The organism is Bacillus cereus group sp. BfR-BA-01382 (assembly GCF_022663475.1).
Taxonomy (GTDB): Bacteria; Bacillota; Bacilli; order Bacillales; family Bacillaceae_G; genus Bacillus_A; species Bacillus_A thuringiensis_S.
In genome coordinates, this window is sequence record NZ_JAKUFQ010000006.1 from 1 (window position 1) to 18,519 (window position 18,519).

Below are 18,519 nucleotides of genomic sequence, written 5' to 3' on the forward strand. Positions count from 1 at the left end.
AAATACTTTTTACATAAAATATGTAAGTATGCAATATTTTGGTTTTATGATAAATAAAAAATTACAATACATTTGAATGTAAAAGAATGGGCTCGCATATATTTGGAAGGGATGTCAGATTAATTTAGGGGGTAGTTATGTCTATACTTTTAAAAGCTGGTGCAGATGCAGGAAACAACGGTTTGAAGTTAATGGTGAAAGGGCAAGACCCTATTTTTATTCCGAGTATTTATTCTTTATATATAGGTGAGCCTACAGGACTCTTAGATGAGGTAGATGTTTCATTATCTGAATTAGAAAACCACATTGATGTGACTATAAGTTCGCCATCGTTAATGCTAAATAATGTACGATACATCGTTGGAGAAAAAGTCATTCAAGATCAATTAAAAGGTACTGAGGTAGAGAAGAAATCGAATAAGTCAACGGATGAGTTAATGGTTATTACAATACTATCAGGTTTGGCGGTAAGCGCTATGCGTCAAAGTCCAACTTCTAGCCATATTAATATTCGTTATGATTTATCTGTCGCTCTTCCTATGCAGCTTATTACACAAGAAATAGCTGCTGAAAATGCAAAACGTTATATGGGAAATCATAAGGTTATTTTCCATTATCCGAACGGACGGGATGTGACAATTAATGTTTCAATTGAGTTTTGTAAATGCCTGCCTGAGGGCGCATCTGGGACGTGGGGCATTGTATACGATGAAGAAGGAAATGTTGTGAAACATAAAATAGAATGTGAGCCGAATCAAGTTTCTGAAATTGATTTTGTAGATAAGACTCTACTCTCTTTTGATATTGGTGCAGGGACGACAGAAGAAGTTGTTTCATTAGGGGTAAATTTCCGTCCGCAACTAAGTAAAGGTTTATCTTATGGTGTAAAAGAGACGTTATTACAAATTATCACGAGATGGAACCGAAAGTATCCAACTAAGACGATTGATAGTATTACAGAATTCAATCAAATTTATTTAAATGATAAGCATCCGAGAAATACCTTATTAGTTGAGGAATCACAGCCGGCACTATTAGGTTTAGCAGCTCGTGTTGCAACAGATATTATAAATAAAATTGATGATATGAAAGACGATCCATACGTGTTTATTTATGGCGGTGGTGCAGTAATTATTAAAAACAGTTTAAAAATGATTTTAAAGCAAAAAGGACGACTCAAAAATGTAATCTTTGTAGATAATCCGTTATTTACCAATGCACGAGGATTATTAGTCTATACTTGTTCGCCAAAATATAGAGAGCATAAGCAAAAAGAGTTAGGATTTACAAACTTAACGATAAGTTAGTTGGTGGAAGTATGCGATCTAGGCGATATAAACGTGGTGATCGAGTAAAAATCAATATTCATAAATCGGTATCACCTGAAATGCTTGCGTGGCTGAATAAACAATCAAATCCAACTAATTTCTTCTTTTTTGCTGCGCAGCAACTATTTAAACAAGTAGGAGATATTGACGTTTCTAAAGCTTTACCAAGCAGCCATGTTTTCTCATTATATGTGGAGCCTTCATCCTTATTAAAAGTTGAAGTAAACCCTTTTAAAAACATGACACTAGAAACAAATACATCCACCGAAAATGCAAAAAAAAAATTATGGGAATCTGTTGATCAATTAGATTGTCCATTTTTTTAAACATAGAAAAATATAAGAAGTCCCATCACTATACATACGAATACAGTGATGGGTTTTTGTTTGTAAATAGAAGGGGCACAATATAATTTGTGCCCCTTTTGTTAATTATTTGTTTGTCTAAATTTCAGATGTATGTTTAGAAACAGCAGTAATTATGTTTTCCCAGTCATCTGGATGGTTTTCATGGCCTGCCCCTTTAAGAGTTAATAGTACTGAGTTTGGAATTTCATCAATTAGTGCGAGGCCATGTTCGAATGGGAGTGCTGTATCATCTGTTCCGTGAATAACCAATGTAGGTGCTTGTATGGAGTCAAGTACACCTTCATATGCATCATCACCTTGAAGTAAAGCATGATTAAACATACTTAATAAATTATTTGCGCGTTCTATTTCTTGTTTTACTTGTGTATAAACTCTATTTTCATCAAATATTCGTTCTGATCCACATAATAGACGAGATCCTGAAACTAAATACTCTGCCACATCGTTTTTATTTGTCCAATCTATACTTGTGCCATTTACATGATGTGTTAAAATTCTTTCATCCATTGGAGGTAAATCGCGAGTATTGTCATCAGATCCTATTACACTAGTCGCTAGTAAAGTTAGCGTCAAAATTCTTTCGGGATGTTTTATAGCGGCAATTTGAGCAATCATACCACCTAATGACATACCAAATAGGTGAGCTTTATCAATATGATAAGCATCTAGTACTCCAATTGCATCTTCAGCCATATCTGTTACTGTATAATTGGAAGTTCTAGGTTCGTAGGCAACAGAGCGTCCAACATCACGGTTATCAAAGCGAATAACAAATTTCCCCGTACTAGCCAACAGCTCACAAAACTCTTCGTCCCAATAAACCATGGAACATGTAGCGCCCATAATTAATAAAATAGCAGGGTTCTTAGGGTTCCCAAAGCTTTCTGTACATATATCAATTCCGTTTATTTTAAATATCTTTTCACTCATATAGTTAGCCTCATTTCTTTTGAATTTAATTAATAAAACAGTTTTGGATGATTCTAAGATGTGTGTAAGATTTGTTTTGAAATTCATCCAGTATTAACGAGCAGTAGGAGCCCAATTGGTGAGGGCTGATTAAAGTTTCACTTTATAATGCTTCTTGCATAATTACCCCCAAAAATAATTATATGGTAATTCAAGACAAAAAAATTTGAGAAATAATTGTATGTTATTAAAATAAACAGCAAGGAGGAGAGTAAATGAAAGCAATTGTTATTGATCAATATGGTAGTGTTGAAGAATTGAAAGAAAGACAAGTTTTAAAATCGGTTGTTAAGAATAACGAAAAAGCTCAACAATAAATAATAGCCCATACTACACATTGTCATTTTCGGGTATTATTTATTGTTGGCTATTGTGTTATTACTTCTAACAAATACTGTTTCGTATTGTATCATGTAATTTCTCTAATCCAATTGCCATATCTTTCTCGTTTAACATTGAATAGCTAATTCTTAATTGGTTATCATTTGTTTCGTAGTTTAATAGACAAGCTGTTCCTGGTAAAAAAGAGACATCTACTTCATTTGCTTTTTGTAATAAGGTAAAGGGATCTATCGAATCAGGCAGTTTCACCCATAAATTAAAACCGCCATTTGGTATCTCAAAGTTTAGTCCTTTTAATGGCGATAGTATATCAATTGTTAAATCACGTCTCATTTGTAAAGCTGTACGTAATTTTTCTAAATGATTTTTCATACGTTCCGCACGTAAGAAAGGTAGAAGTGCCTTCTGTGTTAATAAAGGACTACCGATATCCATGGAACCTTTCACTGCATATAGCCATTCAAAAATAGGACCATCGGCAAAAAGTGCTGCGATACGGAGTCCTGGTGCTAACGTTTTACTAAATCCTTTTATATATATCACGTGGCCATCCTTATCAAAACTTTTGATTGGTGGTGGGACTATAGCACCTTCAAAATATATTTCTCCGAAAGAATCATCTTCAATGATAAAAAATTGATATAGCTCCGCTAGTTCTATAAGTTCCATTCTTCGTTCTTTACTCATTACTGTACCTGTCGGGTTCTGGAAGGTGGGATTTGTATACAATAAAACAGGATTTTTACTTTGACAAATATCATCAATTAAGTCGGAGCGAACTCCATGATTATCAAGAGAAATAGGAATGATTTGAACACCTTTATTGATGAAAACGTCAAGCGCAGCACTGTAACATGGACTTTCTACTAATACGATATCTCCAGGTTTTAATAATGTTTGAGCAATTAAATCAATTCCTTGTTGTGCTCCGCTTGTAATTAATAATTGAGATGGGTCCGTCACTAATTTCTGGTGTTCATTTAAGTAATTTGCTATTTCAACTCGCAGTTCATAATCGCCTTGAACTGGCCCATAAGTTGCTAACAACATCGGATTTTTATCTAGCAATTTATGCATTTCGTCTGCCAAAAATGGATTTGGTAACAGACGAGGATACAGAATTGCTTGTGAAAAATCATGATATTTACGGTGCTTATTCATTGCATATTGAGAACGCATAACATTAATAGATCTTGATTGTTGCCATTTATATGGTATCGGTTTGAAATCTTTCTTTACATGTTTATATATGTAAGCACCTTTTCCTTGTTCGATGCGTATATACCCTTTCGTTTCTAACTGTTTATACGCTTTACGAACAGTTAATACATTGATTTGTAAATCTGTGGCCATACAACGTAAAGAAGGAAGGGATTCACCATGTGAAAGCATACCACTTTGTACTCTTTCAACAATTTGCATATATATTTGCTTGTAATACGGTATGTTTGATTCTTTACGCAATACAATCTTCATAGTTTCACCTATTTTTCTTTTTAATTTAATTAAAGCGAAAAATATATAGGGAATCAACTACAACTTGAAGTAACTGTTATATGTATTGATACACTGTTATACACCATACCCTCTATACTCATTTTAAGAGTAAAAAGGAGGAAGAAAAATGGTCATTTTTAATTACATTTTAGTATGTATTATTTTCGGGACAACATTTTTAACAATAAAAATTGGAATTGAAGCAGGGGCGCCACCGTTGTTTTCAGCAGGAATTCGATTCTTTTTAGCGGGCATAATCCTTATGATTATTTTTAAATTAAAGCGAAAAGAAATTATGCCACATATATTTTCAAAACGTATTATGTATGCTGGATTTTGTTTAACATTTATGACATTCGCAAGTTTATATTGGTCAGAACAATATATTTCTTCGGGATTAGCTGCTGTTCTTTCTGCTACGGGACCAATGATGATTTTATTAATACAAGCAAAGAGGAATAGGGAGAAATTACAAAAGGAGCAACTCGTTGCTTTAGTTATCGCACTAATAGGTGTTATATTTGTTTCTTTACCAGGAATGCATCAACAAGTAAGTTTCATATGGAGTATTGCTTGTATTGTTTTAGTTATAGGAGAGTTATTTTACGGAATAGGCTCTATTCGTTCGAAAGAAATACTTTCAGATTTATCAAATGTATCACCATTTCTTATTAACGGTATTCAAATGTTTTATGGAGGGATTTTACTACTAATCGCATCTATTATTGTAGAACAACCAAATGTAACTGTATTAACTTCATGGAGTGTACAATGGCCTATTTTATATCTCATATTTATCGGATCGATCGGTGGACACGGACTATATTACTGGCTCTTATCAAAAACAAATCCAGTATTTCCATCGACGTGGTTATATGTATCACCATTAATTGCAATAATTGTGGGATATATCATTTTAGGAGAACCTTTAAATCCTATAATGGGAATGGGGGCTTGTTTTATATTGATTGGTGTATTTTTAGCCAATCGTTCTACACTACGGACTTATTTCAAAAAAGGGCGGTTATTAGAGAAGGAGATGTAGTTTAATAAAGCAACAGCCCTGTATATTACAGGACTGATACAATAAAAAACACAGTTGGTTATTTTTCCAACTGTGTTTTTTATAATTAATTCACTTTTTTAATAAAACCTTTATAATGACGTTTTACAAGCTGGCTTTCTAACGTCTTCATAGTTTCTAGTGCTACACCGACAATGATAAGTAAGCTTGTACCACCAATTTGGGCAGAAGGTGGTAACGTAGCAATTTTCGTGAATACGAGCGGTAATATAGAAATTGCACCTAAGAAAATTGCACCGATAAATGTTAAACGGTATAAAATTTTAGTTACATATTGTTCAGTTGCTTTACCAGGACGAATACCAGGAACATATCCATTTTGCTTTTTCAAATTCTCAGCCATTTGTTCAGGATTTACTTGAATAAATGCGTAGAAGTATGTGAAAGCAACGATAAGACCGACATAAAGTGTCATTCCAATTGGATGTGCGAAATCAAGATTTGCAACTAACCATTTTGATATGCTTGAATCAGGGAAGAGCTGCGCAATTGTACGCGGCGTCATTAAAAATGCAGAAGCAAAGATAACTGGTATAACACCAGCACTATTTACTTTAAGAGGTAAATGAGTGTTTTTTGCTCCTTGATATTGATTGTTTCCTGAAACAGCTTTTGCATATTGTATCGGTATTTTACGTACAGCTTGTTGAATGTAAATAACGCCAACAACTATCGCTAAAATTACGAGTCCAATTAAAACAATTTTTATTATGTGCATGAATAGCTGATCGCCAGCATTTTGGAATTGTTGTAAATAAATTTGATTTGCAACATTTGGAATCGCGGCAACGAGACCTGCGAAGATAATCATCGAAATACCATTACCAACTCCGTTAGCGGTAATTTGTTCGCCTAACCAAAGTAAAAATGCAGTACCTGCAGTTAAAACTGTCGCAATAAATAAGTATGTAGTCCAGCTTTGATCTGTTATTAATTGTCCACCAGCTATATTATTAAAGCCATAAGACATTCCGATGGCCTGTATGAATGCGAGAATGATTGTAAAGTATCGAGTGAATTGAGCTGATTTCTTACGGCCCATTTCTCCTTGCTTTGCCCATTCCGAAAATTTAGGTATAACATCCATTTGAAGTAATTGTACTATGATAGAAGCTGTAATATATGGTGTAATACCTACAGCAAAGATTGAGAAGTGTTGCAGTGCTCCTCCACCAAATACGTTTAACATACCTAGAACGTTAGCTTGATCTTGTACTTTTAATACCTCTGCGTTAGTATGAGGAACTGGAATAAACGTGCCAATTCGAAAAACGATTAACATCGCTAGTGTAAAAAGGATTTTCCTTCTTATCTCAGCTACTCTCATGAAATTTGAAATCGTACGAAACATTATGTCGCCTCCTATATTTTTATCAGTAAAAAACTGATTATTATACCCTATGAAGTAACCACAAACCTCCTTCCGCACTAAATTCATTTGACAAATGGATTTTCATACACTTTGTAGTTTTCACGGATATAAAAATATAAGGTGTTATATAAGCGACCTATACACTTTTCGTAATCATTCAATACCCATAATATATCGAATAAATTCACAAATGTACATACATACGCATGAAAAATGAATAAATAGGGTCATTTTTTACATTTATTTAATGATAAATTGATAGGACATTATTATTCACGATTGTTATACATGTTATAAAAATAAAGGCGAGCCACTATGATTTATAGCTTATATTCATTCAAATGTGTCAGCTAATAGTGTCTCCCAATCTTTAAATGATAATTTATTAGTTATATGTTTTAGTGCATTAGGTACAACAATATGACAAATAAGTTCTAAGCTATTACCATCTGGATCAATAAAATAAACAGATGCATTACCTTGATGTGGACGGACAAAGGGTTCAATAGATTCATTACTCCCAAACGGAACAGCTTTAATTTGAAGTGAGTGTAACCAATATAATGATTCTTTTAAATCCTCATATGAAACTCTAAATGCAATATGACGTAAAGAAGGATGATATTTTGTTTCGTATTCAGAGCCCGCCCATAATCCTAGCCAACTTTTCCCATCCTCAATCCAAAAGAATGCTGTTGATTCATCGCTCCAGGCTAACTTCAACCCTAGTTTTTCATAAAATCTGATAGATTGTTGTAAATTACTCACTGGTAAATGCGCTTCGTATATTCCTTTAATCAATTAAAATCCTCCACCTTTTTATTTTCTTACAATTAATATATCGATTTAAAAAGAATGTAAAATCAAATAAAAGTATGAAAGTACATACTACTTTAGTAGTAGTAATAGTAATCAATTATATTTCAATTAAAATTCATCTCCCGCTGATTAAAGTTTCACTTTATATGATTAGAGAATTCTTTTAATTTAAGAAGGAATAAATGTTAAAAAAAGCTAATTAAACAGTGTACATATTTATAGGGGAGAAGATATAAATGAAAGTTGTTATAAAAAAATTACCACCATTAGAAGTAGCGTATATAAGACGAACTGGTAGCTACTTTGAACCGCAAGATCACTGGGGGAAGTTACTGAACTGGTCAATTGAAAATAAACTGTATCCACCAGAGCAATCATTTATCGGAATATCATTAGATAATCCTGAACTTGTTGCAAGTCATAAGTGCCGGCATGATGCATGTGTTACGATTCCTGAAAACTTCGATAAAGAAAAGTATCATGATGTGCAATTTAAAAGATTAGATGGAGGTACATATGGTCTATACCAGTTCTATGATGAACCTCATAAATTAAGTGAAGCGTATCAATACATGTATGCAGAGTGGCTACTAAATAGTGAGTATGGTGCAGATTATGATAGAGATAATTTAGAGTTTTGCTTAAATAATGTTGCTGAAGATCTAGAAGGAAAGTTAAAAGTTGATTTATTTGTGGCTTTAAAATGAAATTGGAATAGTAGTGAAAGAAAATCTGTTTTCGAAGATAATATTTTTAGCGTAGAAATTTAAGTATGTAGGTTGCAATGAAAGGAGAATCCGCATGGATACATTTGTAAATGACAAGTTTTATGAAACGAGAAATCAATTAGTTGAGGAAATTTTTTTGTTGAGTGATGCTCAATTTAATAGGAAACCAGATAAGGATAAATGGAGTATTGCACAAGTTTGTCATCATTTAGTTTTATTAGATGAAAGAGTGATAACAGTTATTTCCTCAGGGTTAAAAAAGTTAGATAGTACCCAAAATGAGCGTAAAGAAATTCACACTATTTTATTAGATAGAACGAAAAAGTTTATAGCTCCAGAAATGATTGAACCAAGTATAGAACCATTTGAAGTGGAGCAAATGCTCAATATGCTAAACGAATCAAGAAAAGAATTGATGCGTTTTCTGAGTACAATAGAAGATGAATCTAAATTAGTAAAAAAATCAGTGATGCATCCAGCTCTTGGAGAATTATTTCTTGATCAGTGGATAGAATTAATCTATTTGCATGAACAGCGTCATATAGAACAAATCAAAGAGATAAAATTGCTTTGTGAAATTGAAAAGTAAAAATCATTCCCTGTTTATTGATGCGTATTATAAACAGGGGAAACGATTGATTCATATTGATTCAGAAGAAAACAAAAATAGAATGAAATTAGTTGAAAGTAACCAATAAGCTTAAGAAAATATAAAACTATCCGATTTTCTGTATAAGTGTAACCCCGTCTTAAATGAAGAGCGGGGTTATTTTTTTTGAAAGTGTTTTTATTTAGAAGGAAATAAATCAGCAACGAAATTCAAAAAATTAATCATCATAACATATTGTATATGCACGTTTTAATAAATTGAAATGATAATGAATGATATATCCTTATTTTGAAAGTACACTTCACACCCTTAAGGAAGGGGTATTCTGTCAGGAAACGATAAAATACAATTCTGTTAGGGGATGTATGCAATTTATTCTCTTTATTTTTGCAACAGAACCACCTTCAAAATTATCTTTTGTAGTTGAAGTTTCCCGAATAATAAGTTACATTTTTAAAGTTCAAACAACTTTACGAAAGTACAAAAAGGGGAGAAATATTATTATTATGCAAAAAATGAAATGGAAGAACTATGTATGTTACTTTGTAATTCTATTACTGCTCGGAACAGCAGTAATAGTCAAACCACCTATCTCTAAGGCTGAGGAATCTGAAGTTAATATTACATTGTTAGGTACTGCAGATATTCATGGCAGATTTATGCCTTGGGATTATGCGCTTGATGGAGCAAATATGAGTGGAAGTTTGACGCAGCTTTATACGGTTATAAAGAAGGTCCGTCAAGAAAATCAAAATACCATATTAGTAGATGCCGGGGATACAATTCAAGGAAACTCAGTAGAATTATTCAACGATAAGCCACAATCGCCAATGATGGTAGCGATGAATACAATGGGATATGACGCCTGGGCATTTGGAAATCATGAATTCAACTTTGGATTAGATACATTGAAAAAAGTTAGTGAGCAATATAAGGGAAAAACGTTAGCAGGAAATATTTATAAGGAAAATGGAGAGCGCTTTCTTCCTGCATATACAATTGTAGAAAAAGGTGGAATTAAAGTTGGGATTATTGGTATGAATACACCAATGATTAGTGATTTTGAAAAAGGGACAGATCACTTAAATGGTTTAGTGGTGAAAAATCCGGTAGAAGAGACGAAAAAGGCAATTAAGGAATTAGAAGGTAAAGTAGATGTAATGGTAGGAGTTATGCATATGGGATTAGAAAATGAGAATGGTATCCCTGGTACTGGTGTTCAAGATATTGCAAATGCTTGTCCGGAACTAAGCGCTATTTTTGCGGCTCACATGCATAAACTTGTAAAAAAAGAAGTTGTAAATGGCGTAATTATTACAGAGCCAGATAAATATGGAACACATATTTCACGTATTGACCTTACTTTTACAAAGCAAGATGGGAAGTTGGTTTTAAAAGATAAAACTGCTACCGCTATACCTGTAAAAAATGCTGATGGAACAACGATATTATCTGATCCTACACTTGAAGAAACACTAACACCTTTTCACGAATATGCGAGAGGAGATGCAAATGTTGTAGTCGCTCAATTAAAGGGTAGAAATCTTGTTCCTGAAAATGAAATAAAGGGTATTCCAAGTGTTCAGATTCAAGAAACACCTTTATCAGATTTCTTTCATGAAGTCATGCTCTACTACAGTAAAGCAGATGTAGTAGCCCATCAAATTGATAATGATTATGCCCGTTTGGATACAGGTCCTATTAAGAAAAAAGATATTGCGTATAATTACCAATATGCCTTGGGAGAGATTACAGTATATAAGATTTCTGGAAAAGATTTAAAAGACTATATGGAATGGGCAGCAGGATATTTTAACTCATCTCGTGCCGGAGATGTAACCGTTAGCTTTGATAAAACCCGCCGTGCATCTAAATACAGTACGAACGATTTCTTTGGAGGCGTAAAATACGAAATTGAATTAACAAAACCATACGGAAGTAGAATTACAAATTTACGCTCTATTCGTACAAACAAACCAATCAAAATGAGCGATGTTATGACGCTGGGAATGAATGCATACAGAATGGAGGCTCTTCAGGCAAAAGGAGGAGCTTTAGAGGGGCGTAAGTTTGAACAAATTTGGTCATCTAAACAAGAGAATGCATTTGGAGAAACAGGTGGAACCATTCGTAACCTTGCTATTACATATTTAAAAGAGGTAAAGAACGGTGTATACACGCCAAAAGTTATGCGTAATTGGAAAATTACTGGTGTAGATTTACATTCTTCAGAGCATAAGGCTGTAGTTGATCTTGTGAATAAAGGGATTTTAGAAATTCCAAAAACAGAAGACGGAAAATACACAAATATAGCATCTATAAATACGAAAGATTCAATTACAAAAGAAGAGATTGTAGCACTCTCACAAAAAGCAAATATTAATCCAAATCAGTTTAAGCATATAAAAACGAAAGGTGAATTTTACAAAAAACTTAGTAGGATTACTAAAAAAATATAAATTATAAGGTTTCTTATAGTAATTGTTATTTTAACAACATTAAACCCACTCTTAAAATAGTAAAGAGTGGGTTTTTATGTTGTTATTTAGAGGTAAGTATACTTTTATTACAATGAATATAGATAATTAATAACTAACCAATTGGATGAGCGCCTATAAGGACTCTCTTTTATTCAAATTAATGTACATATGTGTTCCGTTCATTATTTATAATATTGACCACAATTTATGTAATTTTGCATAATGTTACATAAATTGTGTATTTTCTCTTTTTTCCGACAGAAATAGACAGTATACTTTGTACAAGCTTTCTATTTCAAAAATTATACGAGGTGAAATAATGAAAAACAAAAAGACATTAACTAAGGTAGCATTAACAACTGGATTAGCTTTAACAGCTGTGGCACCATATGGGGTAGGTCATGCAGAGGAAACAGATCAACTACAAGTTCAAATTCAGGAAGAATCGTTCCGTTCGGGTGAACTGACACAACCGTCACAAAAGACACCAGAAAATGTAGTAAAGGATGCACTTAAGGAGAAAACAGAGCAAGCTCTCTCCCAAAAACAAGTCAATGGAGAAGCAGGAGTAGATTATAAAGTCCTTCAAAAACGTGGTTCGTATGATGGAACTACACTTGTACGTATGCAGCAAACATACGAAGGAAAAGAAGTATATGGTCATCAATTAACTGCACACGTAGATAATAATGGTGTTATTAAAAGTGTTTCAGGTGATAGCGCGCAAAATCTAAAACAAGAAGAATTGAAAAAACCTATTAATCTGTCAAAAGATGAAGCAAAACAATTTATTTATACGAAGTACGGGAACGATATCAAGTTTATTACTGAGCCAGAAGTTAAAGAGGTTATTTTTGTTGATGAAAATAATGGACAAGCTAAAAATGCATACCAAGTTACCTTTGAAGCTGCAACACCAAACTATGTTTCTGGTACTTATTTAGTAAATGCACAAAATGGTGATATGTTAAAAAATATGGTACAAGAATCTAACTTAAAAGCTAGTGACAAACTAGTTGGAGCTTTAAAGAAAAGTAAACAAAGCAGTCTTACATCATTAACTGGAACAGGAAAAGATGATTTAGGTATTTCTCGTTCATTTGGTATCTCTAAACAAAGTAATGGCAAATATGCTCTTGCTGATTATACAAGAGGGCAAGGAATTGAAACATATGATGTGAATTACAGAGATATTACTAAAGAAGAAAGCTATTATCCTGGTACATTAGCGACTAGTACTTCGGCAACATTTAACGATCCAAAAGCAGTAAGTGCTCATTACTTAGCAACAAAAGTATTTGATTTTTATAAAGATAAATACAAACGTAATAGCTTTGATAATAAGGGACAAAAGGTAGTTTCAGTTGTACATGCTTGGGATTCTGAAGAGACGAATGATCCGAAAAATTGGCAGAATGCATTAAGTGCTAATAATGGAAGTATGCTTGTATATGGGGATCCTATTGTTAAAGCATATGACGTAGCTGGACATGAATTTACACATGCTGTTACTTCTAGTGAATCTAATCTTGAATATTACGGTGAATCCGGTGCGATTAATGAGGCGCTATCTGATATTATGGGAACATCTATTGAGAAATACGTAAATAATGGAAACTTTAATTGGACAATGGGAGAACAAACGGGATCTGTTTTCCGTGATATGGAAAACCCAGCTTCTGTTCCATCTTCACTCGGAGTACCTTATCCAGATGATTACAGTGAATTTAACGATTTTAATGGATGGGATCAAGGCGGTGTTCATTTTAATTCAAGTATTATTAATAAAGTTGCGTATCTCATTGCAAAAGGCGGAACTCATAACGGAGTAACTGTTAAAGGAATTGGTGAAGATAAAATGTTTGATATTTTCTATTATGCAAATACTGATGAGTTAAACATGACTTCTAATTTCAAAGAATTGAAATCAGCATGTATTCGAGTGGCAACTAATAAATATGGGGCGAATACAGCTGAAGTTCAAGCAGTTCAAAAGGCATTTGATGCAGCAAAAATTAAGTAATTTAGAATTATAGTTCTCATTCATATATTAATACATTATGAAAAAAGCTAATATCATTTTAAGGATATTAGCTTTTTTACGTAGCGATGTATTGTTGAAAATAAACTGACTAAGCAATAATTAGGCGCGTTATCTGTAAGAAGTTGCGACAAATAAATAAGGTTTAAAGTATATAAAAACAGAAAATTAATAATATATTGACCTCTTGATAGAAAGTCTATAAAATGAAAACGATAACAAACGATTGCTTTAAAATGATTTCCCTGACCTTTTAGCATTTACAAATATATGAGGGCATACACAAATCTATTTTTTTAAGCAATTTATGCAAACGCTTCCGTATTAAAAGGTCATTGAAATACATACGTGAAAATAGCCAATATGGAGGTGAAGCAAAAGAGATTTCTAGATTAATTTAAGCAGTGTTATTCAGTGTAAGCATAATAAATCGCTAGTAATATTTGAAGAAAGGGTGTATGTGGTGCAAATTATAAAAAGATTAATTAACAAAACAGTTTTATTACTTACTTTAATCGTTATGTTATCATCTGTTTTCTCCTTTCAGGGTGTGAAGGCAGTTTCAAATTCGAAAACAACTGAAGTTATCATTCATTACAAAGAGAAGCTTGGAAATACAAAAGACTGGAATCTTTGGTTATGGGGAGAAAATGCAAATGGTACATCTTATGAATTTACTGGTGAAGATGAATTTGGAAAATACGCTAAGATAAAAATAGACGGTGACTATAATCGTGTAGGATTTATAGTTCGAACAAATGAATGGGAAAAAGATGGTGGGGATCGTTGGATTGAAAATATAAAGGGCGGTCGTGCTGAAGTATGGATTCTTTCGGGCGATGAAAAAGTATATAACTCTAAGCCTTCTTCAGATCTCTCAATTCAAAAAGCAACTATTGATAGTTTCCATGAAATTACCGTAACGACTAATGTCCCGTTTCATATTAGGGAAAAGAAAATTGAAATTGAAGGCATTAAAATTAAAAATATTAGTCCTTATGATATAAATAGTGGAGATATTACTAATAAGGTCAAAATAATTACGGAACAGAAAATTGATTTAAAACAAACATACAAAGTTAAAATAGAAAACTTAGCTGATACGAATACTGAAATTGGTAAAGTCATTCGTAGCGAGGAATTTGATAATTTATTTTATTATAGTGGTAACGATTTAGGGAATACATATACCGCGCAACATACAAAGTTCCGTTTATGGGCTCCTACTGCAAGCGAAGCGAAGTTAGTTACATATAAAAACTGGAACGATAAAATAGGTGCTGAAATAAACATGCAACAAGGTGAAAAGGGAACTTGGACAGCAGAACTAAAGGGGAATCAAAAAGGGCTCTTTTATACGTATAAGGTCAAAATTGGTGATACATGGACTGAAGCGGTTGATCCATATGTGCGTGCTGCTTCTGTAAATGGAGATAAAGGTGCAGTCGTTAATTTAGAAGAAACAAATCCGAAAAAATGGAAAGCAAACAAAAAGCCAAAATTTAAAAATCCGGAAGATGCTATTATTTATGAGTTACATGTACGCGATCTTTCCATCCAACCTGAAAGTGGTATTAAACAGAAAGGGAAGTATTTAGGTGTAACAGAAAAAGGAACAAAAGGGCCAGAAGGTGTAAAAACAGGACTTGATCATATAAAGGATCTAGGTGTTACTCACGTTCAGTTTTTACCGATATTTGATTATGCTTCTGTAAATGAAGAGACTTTAAATGAACCGCAATATAACTGGGGATATGATCCTAAAAATTTCAACGTTCCAGAAGGCTCCTATTCTACAAATCCTTATGAGCCGACTGTGCGAATAACTGAATTGAAGCAAATGGTTCAAACACTACATGACAATAATCTTCGAGTAGTGATGGATGTAGTATATAACCATATGTATAACGCTGCTGAATCTAATTTCCATAAGTTAGTTCCAGGTTATTATTATCGTTACAATGAAGATGGAACATTTGCAAATGGAACTGGAGTAGGAAATGATACTGCTTCAGAAAGAAAAATGATGAGGAAATTTATGATAGATTCCGTCACATATTGGGCAAAAGAATACAATTTAGATGGATTCCGTTTTGATTTAATGGGTATTCATGATTATGAAACGATGAATGAAATACGTAAAGCTGTTAATCAAATTGACCCTTCTATTATACTACACGGAGAAGGATGGGATTTAAATACACCTCTTGCAGCTGAGCTGAAAGCAAATCAAAAAAATGCAGAGAAAATGAAAGGGATTGCTCATTTTAACGATAATATACGTGATGGGTTGAAAGGTAGTGTATTTGAGGAAAAGGAAAATGGTTTTATAAATGGAAAGGAAAACATGGAAGATCGTATTAAAAAAGGTATTACGGCAGGTATTGACTACGATACAAATTCGTCTACCTATCAAGATCCGGAACAGGTATTAACTTATGTGGAAGCACATGACAATCATACATTATGGGATAAACTTGAGTTAACTAATTCAGGTGACAGTGAAGAAGTGCGAAAACAAATGCACAAATTGTCTTCTTCAATTTTATTAACATCACAAGGAGTTCCATTTTTACATGCAGGGCAAGAGTTTATGCGGACGAAATACGGTGATCATAATAGTTACAAATCTCCAGATTCAATTAACCAGATGGATTGGCTGCGCCGTGCAACGTTTAATAATGAAGTAGATTATATGAAGGGTTTAATAGAATTACGCAAAAAGTACTCAGCTTTTCGAATGACATCTGCAGAGCAAATAAAAACACACGTATCATTTATTGATGCCCCGAAAAATACGGTAGCTTATACAATAGAGGGGAATAAAAATGAATACTTTACAGTGGCTCACAATGCAAATAGAGAAGCTGTTGATATAACACTTCCATCGAAAGGTCCTTGGAAAGTACTAGTAGACGGGAAGCAGGCGGGAAGTAAACCACTTTATGTTGTCCATGACAATAAAATTAAAGTTCCTGCATTAAGTTCATTTGTCTTAAAAACAGAGAAACCGATTAAATAAAAGCGAAGAATGTGGAAATAAATACTGCATTGAGCAAATTTAACAAGGATTGCAAATAAAAAAAGCGAAGTGAAGATTATTCTCACTTCGTTTTTAAAGTTAATGTAATATAATTTCACATACTGTAATTATATTACAATTTAATAAAAGAAATAAGCAATAGATTATTTCTTTTGTGGCAGTAGGAGAAGAAGATATCTTTGAGTTTATTTATAAAATTACCTGAAATACATTCGTAATTCAGATAATGTTTATTATATATTCGAACATATAACGAACTAGATGTTCGAGTTGTATTAATTCCTACAAATCGTTTAAAAATAACAAAGGCGTAAAAAGTATATGGAATTAAAATAGAGAAAAGACACCATTCAAGGTGTCTTTTCTCTATTTTGAATATGAAATGTAAGTAACTCGATTGTATGTAATAGTATGTGATATTTTCACACTAACTGATTAAGAAAAATTTAAAACTCTTTTCTTAATCTATTTGTAATAAATTACATCATAAAATTTTATCGATATAATAAATAAAACTTTCTCAACATTATTTGATTTAATAACTATATTCAACCGCTCTCCAATCCATTACAATAATTTCACATTGGAAATACATGAATATTCTCAATGTTATAAATGGTTTATACCTTATAGGATTACTATGGGAAAGGATGTGAAATATCCAAAAAGAAATCATTTTTTATGATGAAATAAAAAATTTTAATGAAGAAAAAGTTATTTCATTATTTTCAAGTTTCGTTAAAGTGCATGTATTTATAATCACTATGAGACAAGGAGCAGAATCCAAAAAAATTTTTGTAAATTAGAAAATTGCATTTCAAAAATAAGTTAAATGTTTATGGAGGGTTATATGAGCGAGAAAATTTATTACTGGTCTCCGATTAAGCATTGGGAGAAGTTGCATAATGAAGTTTTGATAGGGGAAATGAGATTTACAGGTATTCTGTCTGAGTGGTTTCCAGATTTTTATTTTATGGCTCAAAAAGGTGTGAAAATTAGTGAACTAGTAGAGCGCTTTTCGTTAGGAAATGTAGAAGAGACACAAAAAAACATAGAGCTCATGATAAAAAATCGTGTGTTAGTAAGTAATATATTACACCCAAGAGAAGTATTTTCTTCACAAGAAAAGATTTTTTCAAATCCATATAGCAACCAGATTCGCTTTTCTAAAGAAAAGTTAGATAAGTATATGAGTGAACAATTAAATCGCACGCACGTTGCTGCACGGTCGACCGAAATTCAACTTGAAACAACAAATGAGCTACCTACTATAATTAAGGAACGTAGATCTTGTCGTCAATTTGATACGGAAAAACATATTAGTTTTTCGGAATTTTCCCAATTCTTATCAACTCTAAAACAGGTTAAGGAAGAAAAAATATACTATCATTACGCAAGTGCAGGCGGGCTCTATCCCATTGATATCTTTGTTTATATAAAACCAAAACGTATAGAGGGTATGAAAGCTGGATTTTATTATTATAACCCATCAAAAAACAGTCTTGTGATTGTAAACAACATTGATCAAGTGATCAAAAGTGATCATGAGTTAATTAATCAGGATTTATTTACTCAATCTGCATTCTCAGTTTATTTGATTTATAATGCGAACGCTTCTATCCCGAAATACGGTTCAGATGGATATTTATTTGCTTGTATTGAGTCAGGCATTATCACTGCTACCTTAAATATGGTTGCTGAAACATTAAATTTAGGGGTTTGTTCAGTTGGTCATATGAAATTTGAAGATATTCAGCAATTTTTATGTTTGGATAATCATCAAGTGTTTCTCCATGGGCTTGAAGTTGGCTTAAAAATTAACGAGTAGAAGAAATGAA

General features: G+C 32.8%; 13 protein-coding genes. 9 read left to right on the forward strand and 4 right to left on the reverse strand.

Features of this window, described 5'->3' with window-relative positions; all coding sequences use genetic code 11:
- The first annotated feature begins 137 nt into the window (after window positions 1–137).
- Entirely contained in the window at window positions 138–1,307 is a 1,170-nt protein-coding gene (locus MR160_RS04040) for a ParM/StbA family protein (RefSeq protein ID WP_000025620.1), read from the forward strand.
- 11 nt (window positions 1,308–1,318) lie between these two features.
- Window positions 1,319–1,654, forward strand: coding sequence for a hypothetical protein (locus MR160_RS04045; protein WP_001257762.1), 336 nt, complete (start codon window positions 1,319–1,321; stop codon window positions 1,652–1,654).
- Between the two features lie 117 nt (window positions 1,655–1,771).
- Here MR160_RS04045 and mleBCA read toward each other — a convergent pair whose 3' ends face one another.
- Both mleBCA and pdxR read right to left on the reverse strand, forming a co-directional pair.
- Window positions 1,772–2,626: a BCA family alpha/beta fold macrolide esterase gene (mleBCA, locus tag MR160_RS04050; RefSeq protein WP_242297083.1), complete on the reverse strand. Its 855-nt coding sequence runs from the start codon at window positions 2,624–2,626 to the stop codon at window positions 1,772–1,774.
- A 423-nt stretch (window positions 2,627–3,049) separates the two neighbouring features.
- Window positions 3,050–4,483, reverse strand: coding sequence for a MocR-like pyridoxine biosynthesis transcription factor PdxR (gene pdxR, locus MR160_RS04055; protein WP_097826506.1), 1,434 nt, complete (start codon window positions 4,481–4,483; stop codon window positions 3,050–3,052).
- Window positions 4,484–4,631: 148 nt separating this feature from the next.
- Here pdxR and MR160_RS04060 point away from each other — a divergent pair, with 148 nt between their 5' ends.
- Entirely contained in the window at window positions 4,632–5,549 is a 918-nt protein-coding gene (locus tag MR160_RS04060) for a DMT family transporter (protein WP_000234335.1), read from the forward strand.
- An 85-nt stretch (window positions 5,550–5,634) separates the two neighbouring features.
- On the opposite strand, the gene secY is transcribed toward MR160_RS04060, so the two are convergent.
- Window positions 5,635–6,939 carry a preprotein translocase subunit SecY gene (secY, locus tag MR160_RS04065; RefSeq protein ID WP_000490132.1) on the reverse strand — a complete coding sequence of 435 codons (1,305 nt, stop codon included), beginning with the start codon at window positions 6,937–6,939 and terminating at the stop codon, window positions 5,635–5,637.
- A 354-nt stretch (window positions 6,940–7,293) separates the two neighbouring features.
- Window positions 7,294–7,761 (reverse strand): VOC family protein, encoded by a 468-nt coding sequence (locus tag MR160_RS04070; protein WP_098832643.1) that lies wholly within the window; start codon window positions 7,759–7,761, stop codon window positions 7,294–7,296.
- A 254-nt stretch (window positions 7,762–8,015) separates the two neighbouring features.
- Between MR160_RS04070 and MR160_RS04075 the strand changes: the two genes are divergently transcribed.
- From MR160_RS04075 to MR160_RS04100, 6 genes are all read left to right on the forward strand, one after another.
- Window positions 8,016–8,486, forward strand: a complete 471-nt coding sequence (locus tag MR160_RS04075) for an AraC family transcriptional regulator (RefSeq protein WP_017763235.1) — start codon at window positions 8,016–8,018, stop codon at window positions 8,484–8,486.
- A gap of 94 nt (window positions 8,487–8,580) precedes the next feature.
- Window positions 8,581–9,096, forward strand: a complete 516-nt coding sequence (locus MR160_RS04080) for a DinB family protein (RefSeq protein ID WP_086413170.1) — start codon at window positions 8,581–8,583, stop codon at window positions 9,094–9,096.
- A gap of 527 nt (window positions 9,097–9,623) precedes the next feature.
- Window positions 9,624–11,576, forward strand: a complete 1,953-nt coding sequence (locus MR160_RS04085; protein ID WP_242297084.1) for a bifunctional metallophosphatase/5'-nucleotidase — start codon at window positions 9,624–9,626, stop codon at window positions 11,574–11,576.
- Window positions 11,577–11,916: 340 nt separating this feature from the next.
- The gene (locus MR160_RS04090) at window positions 11,917–13,620 is read left to right on the forward strand and encodes a M4 family metallopeptidase (protein WP_000791462.1); all 1,704 of its coding nucleotides are present in this window, start codon (window positions 11,917–11,919) and stop codon (window positions 13,618–13,620) included.
- A 481-nt stretch (window positions 13,621–14,101) separates the two neighbouring features.
- The gene (gene pulA, locus MR160_RS04095; RefSeq protein WP_001165754.1) at window positions 14,102–16,660 is read left to right on the forward strand and encodes a type I pullulanase; all 2,559 of its coding nucleotides are present in this window, start codon (window positions 14,102–14,104) and stop codon (window positions 16,658–16,660) included.
- 871 nt (window positions 16,661–17,531) lie between these two features.
- Window positions 17,532–18,509: a SagB/ThcOx family dehydrogenase gene (locus MR160_RS04100; protein ID WP_001290966.1), complete on the forward strand. Its 978-nt coding sequence runs from the start codon at window positions 17,532–17,534 to the stop codon at window positions 18,507–18,509.
- Window positions 18,510–18,519: the final 10 nt, after the last annotated feature.